The sequence below is a fragment of the Nonomuraea sp. NPDC026600 genome, from assembly GCF_040638335.1.
GTDB lineage: Bacteria > Actinomycetota > Actinomycetes > Streptosporangiales > Streptosporangiaceae > Nonomuraea.
On record NZ_JBEZYD010000013.1, the window covers coordinates 1 to 18,426 of the forward strand.

General features: G+C 66.9%; 16 protein-coding genes. 10 read left to right on the forward strand and 6 right to left on the reverse strand.

The window, feature by feature from the left end; genetic code table 11:
• Nucleotides 1–417 precede the first annotated feature (417 nt).
• Nucleotides 418–1,212, reverse strand: coding sequence for an NAD(P)-dependent oxidoreductase (locus tag AB0F17_RS28205; RefSeq protein WP_358028535.1), 795 nt, complete (start codon nt 1,210–1,212; stop codon nt 418–420).
• A 139-nt stretch (nt 1,213–1,351) separates the two neighbouring features.
• Between AB0F17_RS28205 and AB0F17_RS28210 the strand changes: the two genes are divergently transcribed.
• The 5 genes from AB0F17_RS28210 to AB0F17_RS28230 all read left to right on the forward strand — a co-directional run bounded on the left by AB0F17_RS28210 (nt 1,352) and on the right by AB0F17_RS28230 (nt 6,192).
• Nucleotides 1,352–2,659: a sugar ABC transporter substrate-binding protein gene (locus AB0F17_RS28210; RefSeq protein ID WP_358028538.1), complete on the forward strand. Its 1,308-nt coding sequence runs from the start codon at nt 1,352–1,354 to the stop codon at nt 2,657–2,659.
• On the forward strand, nt 2,656–3,585 hold the full coding sequence (locus tag AB0F17_RS28215; RefSeq protein ID WP_358028540.1) for a sugar ABC transporter permease: 930 nt from the start codon (nt 2,656–2,658) through the stop codon (nt 3,583–3,585). Before AB0F17_RS28210 ends, AB0F17_RS28215 begins: the two co-directional genes overlap by 4 nt.
• Entirely contained in the window at nt 3,582–4,445 is an 864-nt protein-coding gene (locus AB0F17_RS28220) for a carbohydrate ABC transporter permease (RefSeq protein ID WP_250907731.1), read from the forward strand. Before AB0F17_RS28215 ends, AB0F17_RS28220 begins: the two co-directional genes overlap by 4 nt.
• A gap of 67 nt (nt 4,446–4,512) precedes the next feature.
• On the forward strand, nt 4,513–5,274 hold the full coding sequence (locus AB0F17_RS28225; protein ID WP_358028542.1) for an IclR family transcriptional regulator: 762 nt from the start codon (nt 4,513–4,515) through the stop codon (nt 5,272–5,274).
• Between the two features lie 12 nt (nt 5,275–5,286).
• The gene (locus AB0F17_RS28230) at nt 5,287–6,192 is read left to right on the forward strand and encodes a 5-dehydro-4-deoxyglucarate dehydratase (RefSeq protein ID WP_358028545.1); all 906 of its coding nucleotides are present in this window, start codon (nt 5,287–5,289) and stop codon (nt 6,190–6,192) included.
• A gap of 445 nt (nt 6,193–6,637) precedes the next feature.
• Here AB0F17_RS28230 and AB0F17_RS28235 read toward each other — a convergent pair whose 3' ends face one another.
• Entirely contained in the window at nt 6,638–8,110 is a 1,473-nt protein-coding gene (locus tag AB0F17_RS28235) for an aldehyde dehydrogenase (NADP(+)) (RefSeq protein WP_358028548.1), read from the reverse strand.
• A gap of 104 nt (nt 8,111–8,214) precedes the next feature.
• On the opposite strand from AB0F17_RS28235, the gene AB0F17_RS28240 reads away from it, so the two are divergent.
• Together AB0F17_RS28240 and AB0F17_RS28245 are read left to right on the forward strand one after the other, a co-directional pair.
• Complete coding sequence (locus AB0F17_RS28240) at nt 8,215–9,471, forward strand: glucarate dehydratase family protein (RefSeq protein WP_358028551.1); 1,257 nt, start codon at nt 8,215–8,217, stop codon at nt 9,469–9,471.
• Complete coding sequence (locus tag AB0F17_RS28245) at nt 9,468–10,697, forward strand: hypothetical protein (protein WP_358028554.1); 1,230 nt, start codon at nt 9,468–9,470, stop codon at nt 10,695–10,697. Before AB0F17_RS28240 ends, AB0F17_RS28245 begins: the two co-directional genes overlap by 4 nt.
• A gap of 397 nt (nt 10,698–11,094) precedes the next feature.
• Here the strand turns inward: AB0F17_RS28245 and AB0F17_RS28250 are convergent, their stop codons facing one another.
• From AB0F17_RS28250 to AB0F17_RS28260, 3 genes are all read right to left on the reverse strand, one after another.
• Entirely contained in the window at nt 11,095–11,610 is a 516-nt protein-coding gene (locus tag AB0F17_RS28250) for a DUF402 domain-containing protein (RefSeq protein WP_358028557.1), read from the reverse strand.
• A gap of 149 nt (nt 11,611–11,759) precedes the next feature.
• Nucleotides 11,760–12,425 (reverse strand): response regulator transcription factor, encoded by a 666-nt coding sequence (locus tag AB0F17_RS28255; RefSeq protein ID WP_358028562.1) that lies wholly within the window; start codon nt 12,423–12,425, stop codon nt 11,760–11,762.
• Nucleotides 12,422–13,894 (reverse strand): histidine kinase, encoded by a 1,473-nt coding sequence (locus AB0F17_RS28260; RefSeq protein ID WP_358028565.1) that lies wholly within the window; start codon nt 13,892–13,894, stop codon nt 12,422–12,424. The genes AB0F17_RS28255 and AB0F17_RS28260 overlap by 4 nt, the downstream gene beginning before the upstream one ends.
• A gap of 112 nt (nt 13,895–14,006) precedes the next feature.
• Between AB0F17_RS28260 and AB0F17_RS28265 the strand changes: the two genes are divergently transcribed.
• Genes AB0F17_RS28265 through AB0F17_RS28275 form a run of 3 tightly spaced genes read left to right on the forward strand, consistent with a single transcriptional unit; the run spans nt 14,007 to nt 16,260 of the window.
• Nucleotides 14,007–14,726: an ATP-binding cassette domain-containing protein gene (locus AB0F17_RS28265; RefSeq protein WP_358028568.1), complete on the forward strand. Its 720-nt coding sequence runs from the start codon at nt 14,007–14,009 to the stop codon at nt 14,724–14,726.
• An 8-nt stretch (nt 14,727–14,734) separates the two neighbouring features.
• Nucleotides 14,735–15,487 (forward strand): ABC transporter permease subunit, encoded by a 753-nt coding sequence (locus AB0F17_RS28270; RefSeq protein WP_358028571.1) that lies wholly within the window; start codon nt 14,735–14,737, stop codon nt 15,485–15,487.
• Entirely contained in the window at nt 15,484–16,260 is a 777-nt protein-coding gene (locus AB0F17_RS28275; protein ID WP_358028574.1) for an ABC transporter permease, read from the forward strand. Before AB0F17_RS28270 ends, AB0F17_RS28275 begins: the two co-directional genes overlap by 4 nt.
• Nucleotides 16,261–16,702: 442 nt before the next feature.
• On the opposite strand, the gene AB0F17_RS28280 is transcribed toward AB0F17_RS28275, so the two are convergent.
• Nucleotides 16,703–18,388 carry a ribonuclease J gene (locus tag AB0F17_RS28280; RefSeq protein WP_358028577.1) on the reverse strand — a complete coding sequence of 562 codons (1,686 nt, stop codon included), beginning with the start codon at nt 18,386–18,388 and terminating at the stop codon, nt 16,703–16,705.
• Between the last annotated feature and the right edge of the window lie 38 nt (nt 18,389–18,426).

Genomic DNA, 18,426 nt, shown 5'->3' on the forward strand with positions numbered 1-18,426 from the left:
GCCAGGATCGGACCAACCGTGATCACGAACAGACCGATGAACCATGGCGCGAGGAAGACGTAGGCGGTACGCGCCTCACGCCGTCTGTGAGCGTTAACCTGGGAGCCGTTACGACGCCCTATGGGCGGTTGCGCGTGTGATGACACGGTCGCAACCGCGCTGTCCGGGGTTACAGACATTCATGCACCCCTCATTTCGGGCCTGCCCGGCTCGGCGGGATCGGATAGCGCCTTCCTATAGGTGCGCCAAAAGTTTCGTCAACCCTTTGCAGGCGTTACAAAGACGTTACCGATATATCGATAACTAGATCCCCCAGGTCACGGGGCAGTCGAGACGAAAGGGTCGGATGAATGTCTTGCCGGTGAATACAACCGGTTGCACTGCCACCCGCAACCGCGTCATGCTGGCGAAACGCCCCTACCACTTGCCCCCGAGATCCTTCAGCGTGAAGACGCCGCCCGCCCGATCGTGCAGCGGCTCGCTCAGATCGGGCTCGCCCTGCTCGGCGATCAGCGCGGCGGCCTGGCCCTCCGAGTCGTCCTGCGACACGTACCCGATCGCCCGGGCCTCCTCCAGCGACCACCAGCGGCGCGCGTTGTCGGAGACGCCCCAGACGACGTGATAGCCGGGCGCGATCAGCGCGGCCTCCACCAGGCGGGCGAGGTCGTCCGGGGAGATCCAAGTGGCCAGGCCGCGCGTGTCGCCCGTGCCCTCGTTGCAGGTGCCCAGCCGGATAACGGTCACGTTCAGGCCGAACCTGTCGTGGTAGAGGCTGCCGAGGGCCTCCATGACGACCTTGCTCACGCCATAGAAGGTGTCGGGCCGCGGGAAGGCGTAGTCGGGCAGGTCCGCGCCCGAGGCGGGCCGGGTGTGGAAGCCGGCCGCGTGGTGGCTGCCCATCAGCACCAAGTGCTCGACGCCCTCTTTACGGGCGGCCTCGAGCAGGACGTGCGTGCCGTCCATATTGGCCCGTACGATGTCGGCCCACGGATGCTCCCGGCTCTGCCCGCCCAGGTGGATCACCGCGTCGACGCCCTTCATCGCCTCGGCCACGGCCGCCTCGTCGGCGAGGTCGGCCGTCACCATCTCCTCACCGGGCCCGGTCTCCACCGGCTGGAGATCGGAAAGGCGCAGCGTACGGCCGTCACGGGCCAGGCGGGGACGGAGCAGCGTGCCGACCTTGCCGGCGGCACCGGTCATGAGAATGCGCATGAGGGTCATTGTCGTACACAACTCTGGTCGAACTTCACATTCTTGAATGTTGACCGTGACCTACGTCACTCGTTACGTTCACATGGACATGCTCCACGTCTGCGACAGTTGTCCACGTATGTGAACGGGAGGCGGTCTGATGTCACGCCAGCTGCTCGGGGCCGCGATTGCGACGGCCCTGGCCGTAACGCTGACAGGCTGCGGCTCCGGGGGATCGAGTTCCGACAACGCGTTAGAGATCTGGATCAGGCAGGCGCCCGATTCCGACTCCGCCAAAACGGCCGTGAAATTGGCCGACGCGTTCACGAAAGCCAGCGGGATCAAGACGAAAGTCGTCGCGCTCTTCGATGACTTCGAGACAAAGCTTCAACAGCAGGCAGCTCAGAAGAAGTTACCTGACATCGTCATCAACGACACGGCACAACTCGGCAACATGCACACGCAGGGCTGGCTGCAGGAGGTCGACAAGGCCAAGCTCGCCGGCGGCGACAAGGTGTCTGAGCAGGCCTGGAAGGCCGCCCAGGGCGCCGACGGCAAGTACTACGGCACACCGTTCTCCGCCCAGGCCTTCGCCCTGATCATCCGCAAGGACTGGCGGGAGAAGGTCGGCATGGAGCCGCCCCAGTCCTGGGACGACCTGGCCAAGCTGGCCGCGGCCTTCACCGACAAGGACCCGGACGGCAACGGCCAGAAGGACACGGCCGGCTTCGTCATCCCCGCGGGCACCAAGCGCGGCTACGCCTCCTGGTACGCCTCCTCACTGATCTACGCCAACGGCGGCGACTTCGTGAAGGCCAACGGCGGCGGCAAGTTCGCCCCCATCGTGAACGACCCCAAGACCGTGGAGGCGGTCCAGTACCTACAGGACCAGTTCTGCAAGGCCAAGACCGTCAACCCGGGCGCGGTCAGCAACGACACGACCGTCACCCACGAGGTGTTCGAGAAGGGCCAGGGCGGCATCTACCTGGTCGGTCCGTACGTGCTCGCCAGGTTCGTCAAGAGCATCGGGACCGACAAGATCGAGGTCGTACCGGTGCCCAAGGGCCCGTCGGGCGGCCCCGGCACCCTCGGTGAGGGCGAGAACGTCTACATGATGGCCGGTTCCGACAATGTCGAGGGCCAGAAGAAGTTCGCCGAGTACGCGGTCTCCCCCGACGGCCAGCGGATCGGCATGAACAAGGACGCCAACGGCGCCATCGTCCGCCTGCCGGTCAACTCCCAGGTCGACCTGGGCGCCGAACGCCAGGATCCGCGCTGGAAGGTCTTCCAGGAGGCCTACGCCAACGCGGTCTACGCGCCGCCGGTGCCGAACTGGGCACCGATCCGCCAGGACTCCGCCGACTCCATCAACACCGTGTGGGCCGACTGCTCAGCCAACGTCAAGACCGCGATGGACACGCTGAACACCAAGCTCACCCAGGAACTGCAGACCCAGAAAGCATCATGACTCCGACGCTCACCCAGGCGCGGAGCCACACGGTGACCCCCCGCCGCCGTCCCAAGCGGACGCGGCGGCGGGGGACCCTCATCGCGTGGGCGTTCCTGTCGCCGGCCTTGCTGCTGTTCCTGTTCTTCAAGTTCATCCCCATGTTCGAGGGCCTGCGGATGAGCTTCTACGAGGTCCGTCCGTACCTGGGTGACCGGTGGGTGGGCCTCGACAACTACGCCACGATCATGACCGACGACGCCTTCACGGCGGCGATCTGGCACAGCGTCCTGCTGGCTCTGGGCACCACAGCGGGCTCGCTGGTCCTGGGACTGGTGTTCGCCCTGCTCGTCGAGGGACCGGCCCGCTATCTCTGGTTCATCAGGACCGCGGCGTTCTTGCCGGTGGTGACCACGATGGCGGCGGTCGCCGAGGTCTGGCGGATCATGTACCACCCCGCCGACAGCGGCATGGTCAACAGCATCCTCGGCTGGATCGCCCTGGAACCGCAGCCCTTCCTGGCCAGCGAGCACTCCTCGCTGCTGTCGATCATGGGCATGAACATCTGGCGCGGCACGCCGTACGACATGATGATCTTCCTGGCCGGGTTGGTCGGCGTGGACCGCACGCTGTACGAGGCCGCCGCCGTGGACGGAGCCACGACATGGCACCGGTTGCGGCACATCACGCTGCCCGCGCTGCGCCCGGTGTTCTGGATCCTGTTCACCCTCGCCGCCATCCGCGGCCTGCGCGTCTTCGTCGAGGTGTACGTGCTGACGAACGGCGGGCCGAACGGGTCGTCCGAAGTGCTGATGACCCTGATCTACAAGCTCGGGTTCCAGAAGAGCGAGCTGGGCATCGCAGCGGCCGGCGGGATCGTGTTGTTCGTGGCGACCCTGGTGCTCACCGTCCTGGTCCAGGTCATGCGCAGGAGGCAGAACGCATGATGAGATTCGACAGTGCGCTCGGCCTGGAGGCCAGGCGGGGCCCCCTGGCCACGGTCGGCAAGGTTCTGGCCTACGCCTTCATGGTGATCGTCTTCACCGGGCCGCTCGTCGGGCTGCTGGTCAGCGCCTTCAACAAGACGCTCGACCCGACCGCTTTCTCGCTCTGGCCCGACGACTTCACGCTGGAGAACTTCGTCCAGGCCGGCAAGAAGAACGTCTACCACTACCTGTTCAACTCGTTCGTGGTGGTCGGGTTCGGGCTGCTGCTCCAGATGCTGGTGAGCGTCTTCGCCGCCTACGCGCTCGCGCGCAAGAAGTTCAGAGGCATGGCGTTCGTGATGCTGATCATGCTGGCGACGATGATGCTGCCCGAGGAGATCATCGCGATCCCGCTCTCGCTGGTGCTCGCCGACATGCCCATCATCCACGCGGACCTCATCGGAACGTACGCGGGCATGATCCTGCCCGTCGGCGCCTGGGGCTTCTCCATCCTGGTCATGACCGAGTTCATGAAGGAAGTGCCGGTCGAGCTGGAGGAGGCCGCGCGCATCGACGGCGCGGGCGAGCTGCGCATCTTCTTCGGCATCATCCTGCCGCTGTGCCGGCCCGCGCTCGGCGTCATCGGCGTCTTCGGCTTCACCATGATCTGGGACCAGTACCTGCTCCCGCTGATCGTGGCGCCCGAGTCGAGCATGTGGACCCTGCCCATCGCCCTGCGCTCGCTGCGCTCCGACGAGGAGGTCGGCATCGGCGTACTGCTCGCGGCGACACTGCTCGCGCTGCTGCCGTCGATCATCGCCTTCCTGGCCTTCCAGCGGCAGTTCATGCGTGGCCTCACCAGCGGCGCCATCAAGGGTTAGATGTCCATGTATCTGGATGGGATCCCATATGCTGACAATCTGAAGCCGCTGTCGAGATGGGATGAGTATGGAGCCCCAGCTAGTCAAGTCCGCCGAGCGGACGGTCCGCATCCTGGAGACCCTGGCCGCCTCTCACGAGACCCTGACACTGTCGGAGCTCCAGCAGCACACGGGATTCCCGCGCAGCTCGCTCCACGCCCTGATGCGCACGCTCGTCGAGCTGAACTGGGTCGAGACCGACTCCGCCAGATCATCCTTCGGCATCGGGCCGCACGCGCTGCTGACCGGCACCGCGTACCTCGACAAGGACCCCGCGCTGCCACTGGCCCAGGAGACGCTGGAGGACCTGCGCGCGGAGACCGGCCAGACCGCACATTTCGCCCGCCGCGACGAAGCACACGTCCTCTACCTGGCGACCAGGGAGTCACGGGAGGCGCACCACGTGATCCCGAGGGTGGGCCGGCGGCTGCCCGCCCACGTCACGGCCCTCGGCCAGGTGCTGCTCGCCCAGCTCACCGACGACGAGGTCGCGGCCCTGCTGCCCGACCCGCTACAACCGATCACCGAGCACACGTTCACCGATCCGGCCAAGCTGATCGGCGAGCTCGACCAGGTACGCACCCGCGGCTGGGCCTATGAACGCGAGCAGGGCACCCCCGGCGTGGCGTGCGTGGCGGTGGCCGTCGACTACCGGATCCCCGCCACGGACGCGATCAGCTGCTCGATGCCGGCGGGCCTGGCACCCACCGAGGTCGAGAAGATCACCGATGCGGTGATCAAACACACTCGCAAGCTGGCTGCCACTCTTCGCCGGGAGGGCATCCGCTAGGAAGGATCGTTGATGCGGCTAGATGGTGTTCTCTTCTTTCCCGTGACCCCCTACGGCACCGATGGCGACATAGCCGAACAGACAGTGGCCGAGCACGTCGCCCAGGGGGTCGCCGCCGGGGCCGGAGGAGTGTTCACCGCGTGCGGCACAGGCGAGTTCAACGCGCTCGACCTCGCCGACTACACCAAGGTCGTGGCCGCGTCGGTGACCGCCACCGGCGGCCGGGTGCCCGCCTTCGCCGGCGCGGGCGGCCCACTGCCCACCGCCAAGGCGCTCGCCCGCGCGGCGGCGGACAACGGAGCCGACGGCCTGCTGCTGATGCCCCCCTACCTGGTCACCGCGCCCCCGGACGGTCTGGTCCGCTACGTACGCGAGGTGGCCTCGGCCGGCGGTCTGCCCGTCATCATCTACCAGCGCGGCACCGCCCGCTTCTCCCCCTCAGCCGTGGCCACCCTGGCCCAGGTGCCCGAGATCATCGGCTTCAAGGACGGGCTCGGCGACTTCGACCTGCTCCAGCGCATCATCCTGACCGTTCGCCGGTCCACGGACCGGGAGTTCACGTTCTTCAACGGACTGCCCACCGCCGAACTGACCGTCCCCGCCTACCGGGGGCTGGGCGTGACGCTGTATTCCAGCGCGGTGTTCGCCTTCGCACCGGAGATCGCGCTGGCCTTTCACAAGGCGGTGACCGGGGATGACGAGGTGCTGGTGCAGCGGCTGCTGACCGACTTCTACCTGCCGCTGGTGGAACTGCGCGATCGGGTGCCGGGGTACGCGGTCTCGCTGGTCAAGGCGGGGGTGCGGTTGCGGGGGTTGGAGGTCGGCGGGGTACGGGCTCCGCTGGTCGATCCCTCCGCTGAGGATCTGGCGGAGCTGGAACGGATCCTCGCGATCGGCTTGGAGATCGCCGGGGCTTAACCGCTCTTCTGGGGCCGTTCAAGGATGCGTCCTCCACCATCGAACCCGCCCTCCTACCGACCCCGCCCTCACCATCGAACCCGTCCTCTCCCGCCCCGCCCTCACCATCAAACCGTCGTCCCCGCCATGCCGACCTCCAACCCCCGCAACCGCACCCCGGCCTTGACCATCAAACCGTCATCCCCCGCCCCGCCCTCACCATCAGACGAGCCAGAGAGACGCGCTCCTCCCCCCGGGACACCAAACCAGCCAGAAAGACGCGCCCCTCCACCCCGAGAACGCCGGGGCGCGTCTGCGCCGGGGCCCGTGATGCCGCATCACGATCGGCTCCACCCCCCAGAACGCCGGGACGCGTCTGCGCCGGGGCCCGTGATGCCGCATCACGATCGGCTCCGCCCCAGGAGGCCGGGGCGCGTCCCTGCGTCACTCCCGCCCTCTAACGCCCCTAACGCCCCAGCGCACCATCCACCCGGCGCGGAACACTCAGCGGGTTGTCGTCCCTGAGCTCCTCCGGGAGCAACTCCTCCGGCCAGTCCTGGTACGCCGTCGGCACCAGCCACCGGTCGATGGCCGTCGCGCCGACCGACGTGTGCGCGGCCGCCGTCGAAGCCGGCCACGGACCTCCGTGATGCATCGCCCAGCACACCGCCACCCCGGTGGGCCACCCGTTCCAGATCAGCCGCCCGGCCTTACGCCCGAGCACCTCGGCGACCTCACCGGCCTCGCCGGGGTCGGTGGCGTGCACGGTGGCCGTCAGCGACCCATCCAGCCGCTCCAGCACGGGCCGCAGATCCGAAATTTCGCGATAAGTCACGACGATCGACGCCGGCCCGAAGCACTCCTCGCCGATGCCCGGCAGCTTCTCCGCGAACGAGTCGAGATCCGTGGTGAACACCTTGGGCGTGACCGCCCAACTCCCCTCCCCCGCCTTGCCCTCGGCCAGGAGCGGCAGCTCGCCAAGCCGCTGCAGCCCGCCCTCGTAGCCGTCCCTGATCCGCTCGGCCAGCATCGGCCCACCGGTGGTGCCCTCGACAGCCTCGGCCAGCGCCTTGCGTAGCTCATCGTTCTCAGGCACGAACATCAGCCCGGGATTCGTACAGAACTGCCCGACCCCCATCGTCAGCGACGCGGCGAACCCGGTGGCCACCTCCGCCACGGGCGCGGACGGCAGCACCACAACCGGATTGACGCTGCCCAACTCGCCGAAGAACGGGATCGGCACCTCCCGCTCGTCGATCAGCCCCTGGATCGCCTTGCCACCCGCGACAGACCCGGTGAACCCGGCCGCGACCACGCTCGGGTGCTGCACCAGGTCGGCGCCCGCCTGCATGCCCTGCACCAGCCCCAGCAGATCGGGGTACGGCAGAGCCTTGCGGACGATGCGGGCGACCTGCTCGGAAGTGTTCGGGTGGCCGGGATGCGCCTTCACGACGACCGCGCAACCGGCGGCCAACGCCGAGGCGGTGTCGCCACCCGCCACGGAGAACGCGAACGGGAAGTTGCTCGCCGCGAACACCGCGACCACACCGGCCAGCGGCTGCTTCATCCGGCGCACGTCGGGCCTGGGCGGGGTGGCCGAGGGATCGGCGTGGTCGATGATGGCGTCGACGTAGCCGCCGTCCCTGAGCACCTGGGCGAACAACCGGAACTGCCCGGCCGTACGAGCGACCTCACCACGCAGCCGTACCTCTCCCAGCGCGGTCTCACTGTCGGCGGTCTGCCACAGCTCGTCCACCTTCGCGGCGAGAGCGTCGGCGACGGTTTCCAGCGCTTCGGCCCGTTCGGCGGCCGGCGTCGCCCGCCAAGCCGCGCCCGCGGCTGCCGCAGCGGAAACCACCAGGTCGACCCCGGCTCGGTCGGTTTCAGGCAGGGCGGTGCCCACGGTCTCGCCGGTCCTGGGGTCGTGTCCGTAGATCATCGAATGGCCCTTCGGAGTCTTGACACTGCTTCATGTTGATTCTTACAGTTGCCGCAACCTGTCCACAAACCTGGCAAGTGTTCACATATATGGACGGCGGTCATATGATCATCCGGCAGATCCACGTCACCCCCGTAGCCTTCAGGGATCCGCCACTGCTGAACGCCGCCGGGGTGCACGAACCCTGGGCGCTGCGGACAATCGTCGAGGTGGTCACCGACGAGGGATTGAGCGGCCTCGGCGAGACGTACGGTGACCTGGCACATCTCACCAAGGTACGCGAATGCGCCGAGGCGCTGGTCGGCGTGGACGTGCATGCGACGAACGAGATGTACGCCAGGATCAGCGCGATCGTCGGCGATGTGGTGACCGATATGCATGGCTTGACCGGGGCCGCGACCCAGGAGAAGAGCATCGATCGGGTGTTCGCGACTTTCGAGGTGGCCTGCCTGGACATTCGCGGCAAGGCAGCCGGCGTGCCCGTGGTCGACCTGCTGGGCGGCCGAGTACGCGACGCCGTACCGTACAGTGCCTATCTCTTCTACAAATGGGCGGGGCATCCGGGCGGCGAGCCCGACAGGTTCGGCGCGGCGCTCGACCCGGCGGGGCTGGTCGACCAGGCATCGATGCTGATCAAAGAGTACGGCTTCACGTCGATCAAGCTCAAAGGCGGCGTGTTCGCACCTCAGGAAGAGGTCGAGGCGACCATAGCCCTGCGGGAGGCGTTTCCCGGCGTGCCGCTCCGCCTCGACCCGAACGCCGCCTGGACCGTCGAGACCTCCATCCAGGTAGGACAAGCGCTGGAAGGCACCCTGCAGTATCTGGAGGACCCCACACCGGGAATTCCCGGCATGTCGAAGGTCGCCGCCGAGGTGCCGATGCCGCTGGCCACCAACATGTGCGTGGTGACTCCCGAACACCTGCCACCCGCCATCGCCGCCAGAGCGATCGGCGTGCTGCTGCTCGACCACCACTACTGGGGCGGGCTCGTACGTTCCTCGCATATCGCCGCGCTGTGTGACACGTTCGGGCTGGAGCTGTCCATGCACTCCAACTCCCACCTCGGGATCAGCCTGGCCGCGATGACCCACCTGGCCGCCGCCACTCCCAATCTCACCCACGCCTGCGACACCCACACACCGTGGCAGAACGGGCAGGACGTGGTCGCACCGGGCACGTTGCGGTTCGTCGACGGCGCCGTACCCGTCCCCGACGGCCCCGGCCTCGGCATCGAACTGGACCGGGACGCCTTGGCCGTAATGCACGAGCAATATCTCGCGTGCGGAATCACCGAACGCGACGACACCACCTATATGCAGCGCTTCGAGCCTGCTTTCTCTGCGAGGAGACCGCGCTGGTGAACGTGGCCTACGCCTACCCCTGGGACATCGTCGGCGACCCGTCGGCCCCTTCGCGCCTCGCGGAGCTGGGCGTCGAGGCCGTGGCGGTGGCGGCCAGCTATCACTCCACCCGCGCGGCAACGCCGTATCACCCCGCCCACCGGGTGCTGGACGTCCCCTATTCGGCTTTCTACCTGCCGGTACGCTCCTCCTCCTGGGGACGCCTGACACCGGCCTCCCCGACCTGGACACCCACGGACGCCTTCCTGCAGGCCCGAGACGCCCTGAAGGCCGTCGGACTGCAGGTGCACGCGTGGACGGTGTTGACGCACAACTCATTCCTGGGCGGCGTACACCCTGACCTGGTGGTGCGTAACGCATTCGGTGATCCCTATCCATATGCGTTGTGTCCCGCTTACGAGGACGTGATCGAGTACTGCGAACATCTGGTCAGCGAGATCCTGACCGTCGGAGAGCCGGACGGGCTCATCCTTGAGGCGTGCGGCCCCATGGGGTTCGGGCACCAGAGCGTGCACGAGAAGACGGCCGGCGCCGACTGGACGTCCGTACACAGTGACCTGCTGACGCTCTGCTTCTGCACGGCCTGCGCGCCCCGCTACCCGGAGGGCACCAGAGAGCGCGTCCGCGCAGCCATCGACGGCCTTCCCGCCAGGGCCGTCACCTCTCCCGCACCGACTGCTCCCACACAGGCGCCCCCCGCGCCGACCTCTTTCGCCCCCACCTCCGCCTCCGCATCCCCAGCATCTACATCGCCACCGTCTCCCGCGACCGTGGAGGCCGCTCTCGGCCCACTCGCCGACGATGTCCGAGCCGTGCGCGTCGAGTTGTCGGCATCACTGCGCACCCGCCTCATCGCCGTGGCCCGCAAGACCGCGCCGAACGTCCCCGTCACCCTGCACGCCAACCCCGACCCGTGGGCGGCCAGCTCGTTCGCCGCCCTCCCCGCCGGCGAACCCGGAGCGGAGGTCCTGGTGGGCAGCTGCTGGGGCGACCCGGCTTCGGACGCCGCCCGCCTGGCCAAGCTCGGCGAACTCTGCGACCCCGGCCAGCGAGTGGGCGCGTACGTCCTGGCCCTTCCCCCACGCCCCGCCGACGGTTCAGCGCTAGCTGAGCAGCTCCGAACGTACGCCAAGGCAGGCGCCACGGACTTCCACCTCTACCACGCCGGCCTCGCCTCCCCCAGCCGTCTCGCCTCCATGGCCGAAGCCCTACGCCTCATCCACTAACACCAAAAGCCCGGGCCTCGCTCTTTGGCGGGGCCCACACGCTTTTCCCTCGTGTGGACGACTTCGTTCCGATCCGCAGCTTCTTGTCAGCCGTGACTTCTCTCAGCGTCTACAGCTTCCGCGCGCTCACAATTTCTTCCAGCCCAGCTACGGCTTCTGCGTACACCCGGCTACTCCCAGCCCACCCACGACTTCCCCATACACACAACTACTCCCAGCCCACCCACGACATCTCCGTACACACGGCTACTCCCAACCCACCCACGGATTTCCACCAGCTCCACGGTCTCTACATATCCCCGGGCCTCTTCCAGCGGGTCCACGGTTTCTCAATGCCCGCGCATTCTTGCTGTGCCCACCGATGCCTCCCCACGCTGGTAACTCCCGGAGACAGCCCTTACTCAACTCGCGTTGCTCCACCCATCCGATCGAGCCATCTCGAATGCGCACCCCCGAACGGCCCCTGCCGTTCTCCCACCGCGCCCATCAACCACCTGGCCGTCTCCTCCGCCCGCGCGATCATCTGTTCCGGATATCCCAGTAACACCTGGTGCTCGGCGAACTCATCCTCATCGTCCAAAATCAGCCGCCCATCCCGCATCCTGATCACGTCAAGGTCGAGATCCAGCATGGTCACCTCGTCGTCACGCCACTCGGGAACGGTAGTGACGTCCACATACACCTCAGCCCGATTCGGCGGTGAGTTGAAAGACGCCGTCCACCACCCGTCACGCGGGAACAGCATGATGGCCGTGGTCTTCCACACCACCGGCGGCCCCTCCCCCTTACGGGCAACCGTCCCTTTCGGCGCCGCGGCCCACACCCCGTGCTCATCCTCGCCGAGCACCTTCGCGGGATGATTCCAGTGCAACGCCCCGCCGTACTTCCGGAAGACAACCCTCACATCGGTCACTCTCGGGACGCTACCGGACCATCACTCAGACCCTGCGCTCCCCAAGCCTCCGATCAACAGCCCCGGCCCCACCCGCACTCCCCCAAGCCCCCGATCAACAGCCCCGACCTCACCTGTACTCCCCAAACCTTCGTTCAACAGCCCCGACCTCACTTGTGCTCCCGCCCCTCTCCTGAACGAACAGCAGAAACGAGCCCGCTCTCGTACGCCACGATGACAAGCTGTGCCCGATCCCGGGCGTCAAGCTTGGCCAGCAAACGACCGATATGCGTCTTGACCGTCGCCAGGCTGAGGTGAAGATGGACGGTGATCTCGCTATTGGAAAGACCCCGAGCGATCAATGTGAGAACCTCCCGCTCCCGCTCCGTCACCCCATGAAGCCCCTTGACCTCTAGCGATGCCGGCGTGCGGGTGAACTCCTCGATCAACCTGCGCGTCACCGTCGGCGCCAGCAGCGCCTCACCGCTCGCGACCACCCGAATAGCAGCGACCAGATCGGCCGGCGGGGTGTCCTTGAGCAGAAACCCACTGGCCCCGGCCCGGAGCGCGTCGTAAACGTACGCGTCGAGGTCGAACATGGTCACGATCAGGACCCGAGCCACATCACCGATGCGCCTGGTGGCCTCGATGCCATCCATCTCCGGCATCCGTACATCCATAAGGACCACATCGGGTCTCTCCTGGAGAGCAAGGGCCACCGCTTCGGCTCCCGTCGCGGCCTCACCGACGACCATCAGATCGGGCTCCGAGTCGACTAGCACCCTGAAGCTCCCCCGGAGCAATGCCTGATCATCGGCGACAAGGACCCGAATCATGAAATGCCTCCATAAGGCAACTGGGCCGACACCCGGAACCCTCGCCCAGGCAGACGTCCGGCCTCGAACACTCCGTCGTACATCATGACCCGCTCTCTCATACCGATCAGCCCGTGCCCCGTCCCCTCCCCCGGCAGTGTGCGGCGGCCAGGACCGTCATCGATCACCTCGATCCGCACCTCCCGCTCATCGGCGACCACCGACACCCGGCACCGCGCCGGTGCCGCATGTTTCACCACATTGGTCAGCGCCTCCTGGACGATCCGATAGACCGACAACTCCACGCCCTCCGGCAGCCCCACCCCGAGCCGCGAGATATCTCCTCCCCCACGGCTGCCTGCTCCGCCCTCTTCTCTGTCCGGGACTCGTCGGCCAGCCCCCACCTGGACATCAATCCGACCGTCAGCCCGCCCCACCGCTGGCCCACCGCCTCTGATCGGGGCGTCGGCACCCTCCAGAGCCGCGCTGTCCCGGTCTGCGCGCTCGCTACTGGTCGCCGCAGCAGCGTGAGCGTCCCTGCCATCCGCCGCAGTAGCGGGTGCGCCCCTGCCGTCCACACGATCAATCCGCGAATGAAGTGCGGCATTGTCTCCGCTGCCACGGCCTTCCCTTGCCGCTAACCGGAGATCCAGCTCCACCTCTACTCCCGCCAGCCTGGCCTGCTCGGCCAGCCTCGCGAGGCCACCGAGATCGGGAGCGGGGCCACGGTCGGGCGTCTCGTCTGAGCGGAGCACGCCGAGCAAGTGGCGCATCTCGACGAGCGCACTCCGACTGGCGGTCTCGATCACCCGCAACGCATCGTGTGCCTCTTCAGGTCTGGTGCCCATCACATGATTGGCCACGCCCGCCTTGACCGCGATCAACCCCACGCTGTGCGCGACGACATCGTGCAGTTCTCGGGCGATGCGCAGCCGCTCCTCTGTCACGGCCTGTCCGGCCAGGCGTTCGGCGTCGCGCGCCGCATAGTGTCTTCGTTCTCGTACGGCTCGCCCGACCGTCCATGCGCCGCCCAGCGCTGCGACGCCGATGAGCGGCCCGTCGATATTCGTGAACCACGCGGGACCCGCCTGCTGCGGCGAAGCGCCGGCGACCACCATTCCGACCAGCGTGACCAGAGTGAGCACGCCGATCGCCGAGGTCGGGACCCACACACCCCGGGCGTCGGCCAGCGCGACGATATAGAGCGCGTAGGCAGGCGAGATATAGGCGAACGACACCCCTAACACCGCAGCGACCACGATGGAGAGCGTCAGTATGAGGCAGAAAACGGGCAACGGCCACACCCTGCGCAGCACCAGCGGCAAACCCAGCCCCAGGATAAGAGCCAGCCTCGCCCATGGCGGCAGGTGCGACCCACTCGTCGACGCCGTGAGGAACAAGAGAGAGAAGCCCAACCCTGCCAGCAGGTCCAACGCGATCAGCTGACGATGACTCAAGCGAGCGGTGAAGAGGGAGTGGGATTCGTTCACGCGTTGACCGTAGTGGTTGACGGTGGGCCCGCACGTCAGACCAGGGTCTGACCTTGAGGTTCGGACCGTGGTCCGATGTGACGAACGCCCGCCGTACTTCATTCTTTACCGCGTGATCGAACTCAACCGTCTCACCAAACGCTACGGCGACACGCTCGCCGTCGACGATCTGTCCTTCAATGTAGAGCCCGGCCACGTGACCGGGTTCCTGGGTCCCAACGGGGCCGGCAAGTCCACCACGATGCGGCTGATCCTCGGCCTCGACTCCCCGACCTCGGGCGAGGCGCTCGTCAACGGGCGACGATACACCTCGCTGAGCAGGCCCATGCGCGAGGTGGGCGCGCTGCTCGACGCGAGCGCTGTGCATGGCGGTCGCAGCGCCTACAACCACCTGTTGTGCTTGGCCCGCACCAACGACATCAGTGCGACGCGGGTGTCCGAGGTCCTTCAACAGGTCGGCCTGGCCGGTGTGGCGCGCAAACGGGTGGGCGGCTTCTCACTCGGCATGAAACAGCGCCTCGGCATCGCGGCCGCCCTGCTCGGCGACCCGGGCACGCTGATGTTCGACGAACCGGTCAACGGACTCGATCCCGACGGGGTGCGCTGGATTCGCGACTTAATGCGCTCATTGGCCAAGCAAGGCAGGACCGTCCTGCTCTCCAGCCATCTGATGAGCGAAATGGCACTGACCGCCGAGCGCATCATCATCGTCGGCCGAGGCAAGCTGATCACCGAAGCCACCGTGGCGGAGCTCACCGGGCGCTACCCATCACTCGAAGACGCCTACCTTGCGCTGACGGCGGGCAGCGTGGAGTACGGAGCCGCACGATGAGAGCAATCATGTCTTCCGAATGGCTGAAGCTACGCTCGGTCACCTCGACCTATCAGGCGCTCGGAGTGGCTGCGCTCACGGTGGTTCTCGGCATGATCTGGACTTTCTACGTCAGCGGCCTGGCGGACGAACGCGGATCACTGCGAGCGGCGGCGCCTGAGCAGGGTTTCCTGCCACTCGTCCAGATCAGCCTGGCGGTCCTCGGCGTGCTGGCCATCACCGCGGAGCAGGCCAGCGGCATGATCCGCACGACCCTCACCGCCGTCCCCAAGCGAGGCACCTTATTACTGGCCAAGGCCGGCGTAGTCGCCGCCGTTACATTCGTCGCCGCCAACTCGATCATCATCCTCACGTACGTGACGAGCCGCCTCATGGCGGGCGACCGTCACTTGCAGTTCAACGAGTCCTCCGTGGCCAACGACCTACCGATGCTGCTCGCCTCCGGACTGTCGGTGACCGTGCTAGCACTGGTGGGCCTCGGTCTGGGGGTAGCCACCCGATCCACGGCGGCGGCGCTCGTTTCGGTGGTGTCGCTCCTGTTCGTCCTGCCCGGCATCGCCAACTACCTGCCGGCGCCGTGGAACACTCGCGTGGCCGCGCTCATGCTGCCCAACCTCGTGCCTCAGATCGCCGACCAGCGGCTCTCCAGACGGCTGGGCGACGGTTTCCTGCCGCCCTGGGCCGCGCTCCTGGTCCTCGCCACATATGCGATCGTCGCGCTCGCGGCGGGGTTCTACCTGTTCAGAAGGAGAGACGTGTGAGCGTGCTCGCGTCGGAGTGGCTGAAAGTTCGCACCGTTCGCTCCAGCTACCTGGCTCTGGGACTCAGTCTGGGCGGCATCCTGCTGGGCGTCGCGGTCGCCTGGGCGGCGGTCGGGATGTACGACAGCACCACCCCCGAACGGCAGGCCCATGCCAGCATCGCGGACCTGGAGGAAGTGGTGCTGATCGTGCCACAGCTCTGCATGGGCGTCCTCGGCGTACTTACCATTACATCCGAATACACAACTGGCCTGATCAGGACGAGCCTCGCCATCGTGCCAAGACGCTGGCCGGTCCTGGCAGGAAAGTCCGCGATTGTGGGTCTGCTCGGCCTGGTTACCGGCCCGCTCGTGGTGTTCGGGACCTACTTCGCCGCTCGCTGGATGATTGGCGACCGCTTTCGCGGCTCCTACACGACGCCCTTCCTCGACAGACTGCCGACGCTTGTCACATCGAGCCTCTCCGTGGTGGTGTTCGCCCTGCTCGGGCTGGGATTGGGCGCGACCTTATGCTCCACGGCGGGAGCCATCACGATCCTCGTGGGCCTCGTGTACGTGATCCCGATCATCGTGGGCAACCTGCCTGAGCCCTGGAGCGAACGGCTCGGCTCGCTGCAGATCGGAGCCCTCCCGCGCGAGATAACCGGTGACGCTTTCACCCATTCGGTATACGGCTCGCTGCTATCGCCTGTGGCGGCGGCCATGGTGCTGATCGCTTATGCCGTGCTGCCGTTACTCGCCGGCGCATGGCTAATACGCCGGAGGGACGCCTGACCTGCTAACACGCAGTTTTGGCAGGGACGCGGAGCAAGCGGAAACGAGCCACCACAACAGTCACTCGACCAGGCCAGTTGAGCCGCTCATTCAGCAGACCGTCGAGGCGGTGTTCACCCGACCGTCCCCAACCAACGGTCCGGGCAGTGTTCAACCAGCCGTCCCCAACCAACCGTCCGGGCAGTGTTCAACCGACCCTCCGGGCGGTGCTCAACCGACCGTGTCCAAACAACTGTTCCGGGCAGTGCTCAACCAATCGCTCAGGGCGAGTCGGAACGTCCGTTGATCGGCTGGCCTGCGGCCATGACGTTCGCCGCTGGCTGGTCGACCAGCCGGTCAGTACGCCGTTGCTGGCCAACAGACCACAAGACGACGTCGGAACTGTATCCGGGACGGCTCCCAGAGGTACGGCAGGCGCGTGCCTGCCGTACCCGTACGGAGGTCAGACCTCGAGCACCACGGGGATGATCATCGGACGGCGGCGGTAGTTGTCGCTCACCCAGCGTCCGACCGTGCGGCGAACCACCCGGCGGATCTCCTGCATGTCGACGACTCCGTCGGCGGCCTTCTCCTCGAGCGCCTTCTCGATCTGCGGAATGAACTGCTCGAACTGCGCCGGGTCGATGCCGGAGCCACGGGCGTGGATCTCCGGCCCCCCGGTGAGCTTGCCGGTGCTGGAGTCGACCACCACGACGACGGAGATGAAGCCCTCGTCGCCGAGGATCCTGCGGTCCTTCAGCGAGGTGTCGGTGATCTCACCGACGGAGGAGCCGTCGACGTAGACGTACCCGGCGTGAACCGCGCCGACGATCTTCGCTCTGCCGTCGACCAGGTCGACCACCACGCCGTCCTCCGCGATCACGATGTGATCGTCGGGCACGCCGGTGAGCGCGGCGAGCTTGGCGTGCGCGCGCAGGTGCCGCCATTCGCCGTGCACGGGCATGAAGTTCGACGGACGGGTCAGGTTCAACACGTAGAGGAGTTCGCCGGCGGCCGCATGTCCGGAGACATGCACCTTGGCGTTGCCCTTGTGTACGACTCGGGCCCCCCAACGGGTGAGCCCGTTGATCACCTTGTTGACGGCGGTCTCGTTGCCCGGCACCAGCGACGAAGCCAGCAGGACGGTGTCACCCTCGGCGATGCGGATCGGGTGATCCCGGTTGGCCATCCTCGACAGCGCCGCCATCGGCTCGCCCTGCGAACCCGTGCAGACGAGCACCACGTCTTCCGGCGGCCATTCCTCGATGTCGCGCGAGTCGACGATCAGGTCCGGCGGCACCTTGAGATAGCCGAGATCGCGGGCCACGCCCATGTTGCGCAGCATCGACCGCCCGACCAGGGCGACCTTGCGGCCATGCTTGGACGCCGCATCCAGGACCTGCTGAATGCGGTGTACGTGCGACGCGAAGCTGGCCACGATGACCCGCTGCTCCGAGGTACGGATCACCTCGTCGATGACCGGCGCGATCTCCCGTTCGCTGGTGACGAACCCGGGCACTTCTGCGTTGGTCGAGTCGGACATCAGCAGGTCGACGCCCTCGGTACCAAGACGGGCGAACCCGCCCAGGTCGGTGAGGCGGCCGTCGCTGGGCAACTGGTCCATGCGGAAGTCGCCGGTGTGCAGCACGATGCCGGCAGGTGTCCTGATGGCCACCGCCAGCGCGTCCGGGATCGAGTGGTTGACCGCCAGGAACTCGCAGTCGAACGGCCCGAACCTGTGCCGTTCGCCCTCGATCACCTCGATCTTGGTCGGCTGGATCCGGTGTTCGGTGAGCTTGGCTTCGATGAAGGCCAGCGTCAGCTTGGATCCGATGAGCGGGATGTTACGCCGCTCGCGAAGCAGGTATGGCACGGCGCCGATGTGGTCTTCGTGCGCGTGCGTCAGGACGACCGCCTCGACATCGTCGAGCCGATCCCTGATGTATTCGAAGTCGGGCAGGATCAGGTCGACGCCTGGCTGGTCCGGCTCGGGGAAAAGCACCCCGCAGTCGACGATCAGCAACCGGCCCTCGTATTCGAAGACGGCCATGTTCCTGCCGATCTCACCCAGCCCGCCCAGCGCGACAATGCGCAGGCCGCCCTCCGGCAGCGTCGGCGGGGGGCCCAGCTCAGGATGTGGATGGCTCATAGCCGGCCCCCATGGTCAAATCGTGTTCTCAAAACTCC

Bases quoted from the DNA above. Each gene is read 5' to 3' on its own strand.
- AB0F17_RS28220 (WP_250907731.1), top strand. From the start codon at position 3,582: ATGATGAGATTCGACAGTGCGCTCGGCCTGGAGGCCAGGCGGGGCCCC.
- AB0F17_RS28225 (WP_358028542.1), top strand. From the start codon at position 4,513: ATGGAGCCCCAGCTAGTCAAGTCCGCCGAGCGGACGGTCCGCATCCTG.
- AB0F17_RS28215 (WP_358028540.1), top strand. From the start codon at position 2,656: ATGACTCCGACGCTCACCCAGGCGCGGAGCCACACGGTGACCCCCCGC.
- AB0F17_RS28235 (WP_358028548.1), bottom strand. From the start codon at position 8,110: ATGATCTACGGACACGACCCCAGGACCGGCGAGACCGTGGGCACCGCC.
- AB0F17_RS28270 (WP_358028571.1), top strand. From the start codon at position 14,735: ATGTCTTCCGAATGGCTGAAGCTACGCTCGGTCACCTCGACCTATCAG.
- AB0F17_RS28205 (WP_358028535.1), bottom strand. From the start codon at position 1,212: ATGCGCATTCTCATGACCGGTGCCGCCGGCAAGGTCGGCACGCTGCTC.
- AB0F17_RS28240 (WP_358028551.1), top strand. From the start codon at position 8,215: ATGATCATCCGGCAGATCCACGTCACCCCCGTAGCCTTCAGGGATCCG.
- AB0F17_RS28230 (WP_358028545.1), top strand. From the start codon at position 5,287: ATGCGGCTAGATGGTGTTCTCTTCTTTCCCGTGACCCCCTACGGCACC.
- AB0F17_RS28280 (WP_358028577.1), bottom strand. From the start codon at position 18,388: ATGAGCCATCCACATCCTGAGCTGGGCCCCCCGCCGACGCTGCCGGAG.
- AB0F17_RS28210 (WP_358028538.1), top strand. From the start codon at position 1,352: ATGTCACGCCAGCTGCTCGGGGCCGCGATTGCGACGGCCCTGGCCGTA.
- AB0F17_RS28255 (WP_358028562.1), bottom strand. From the start codon at position 12,425: ATGATTCGGGTCCTTGTCGCCGATGATCAGGCATTGCTCCGGGGGAGC.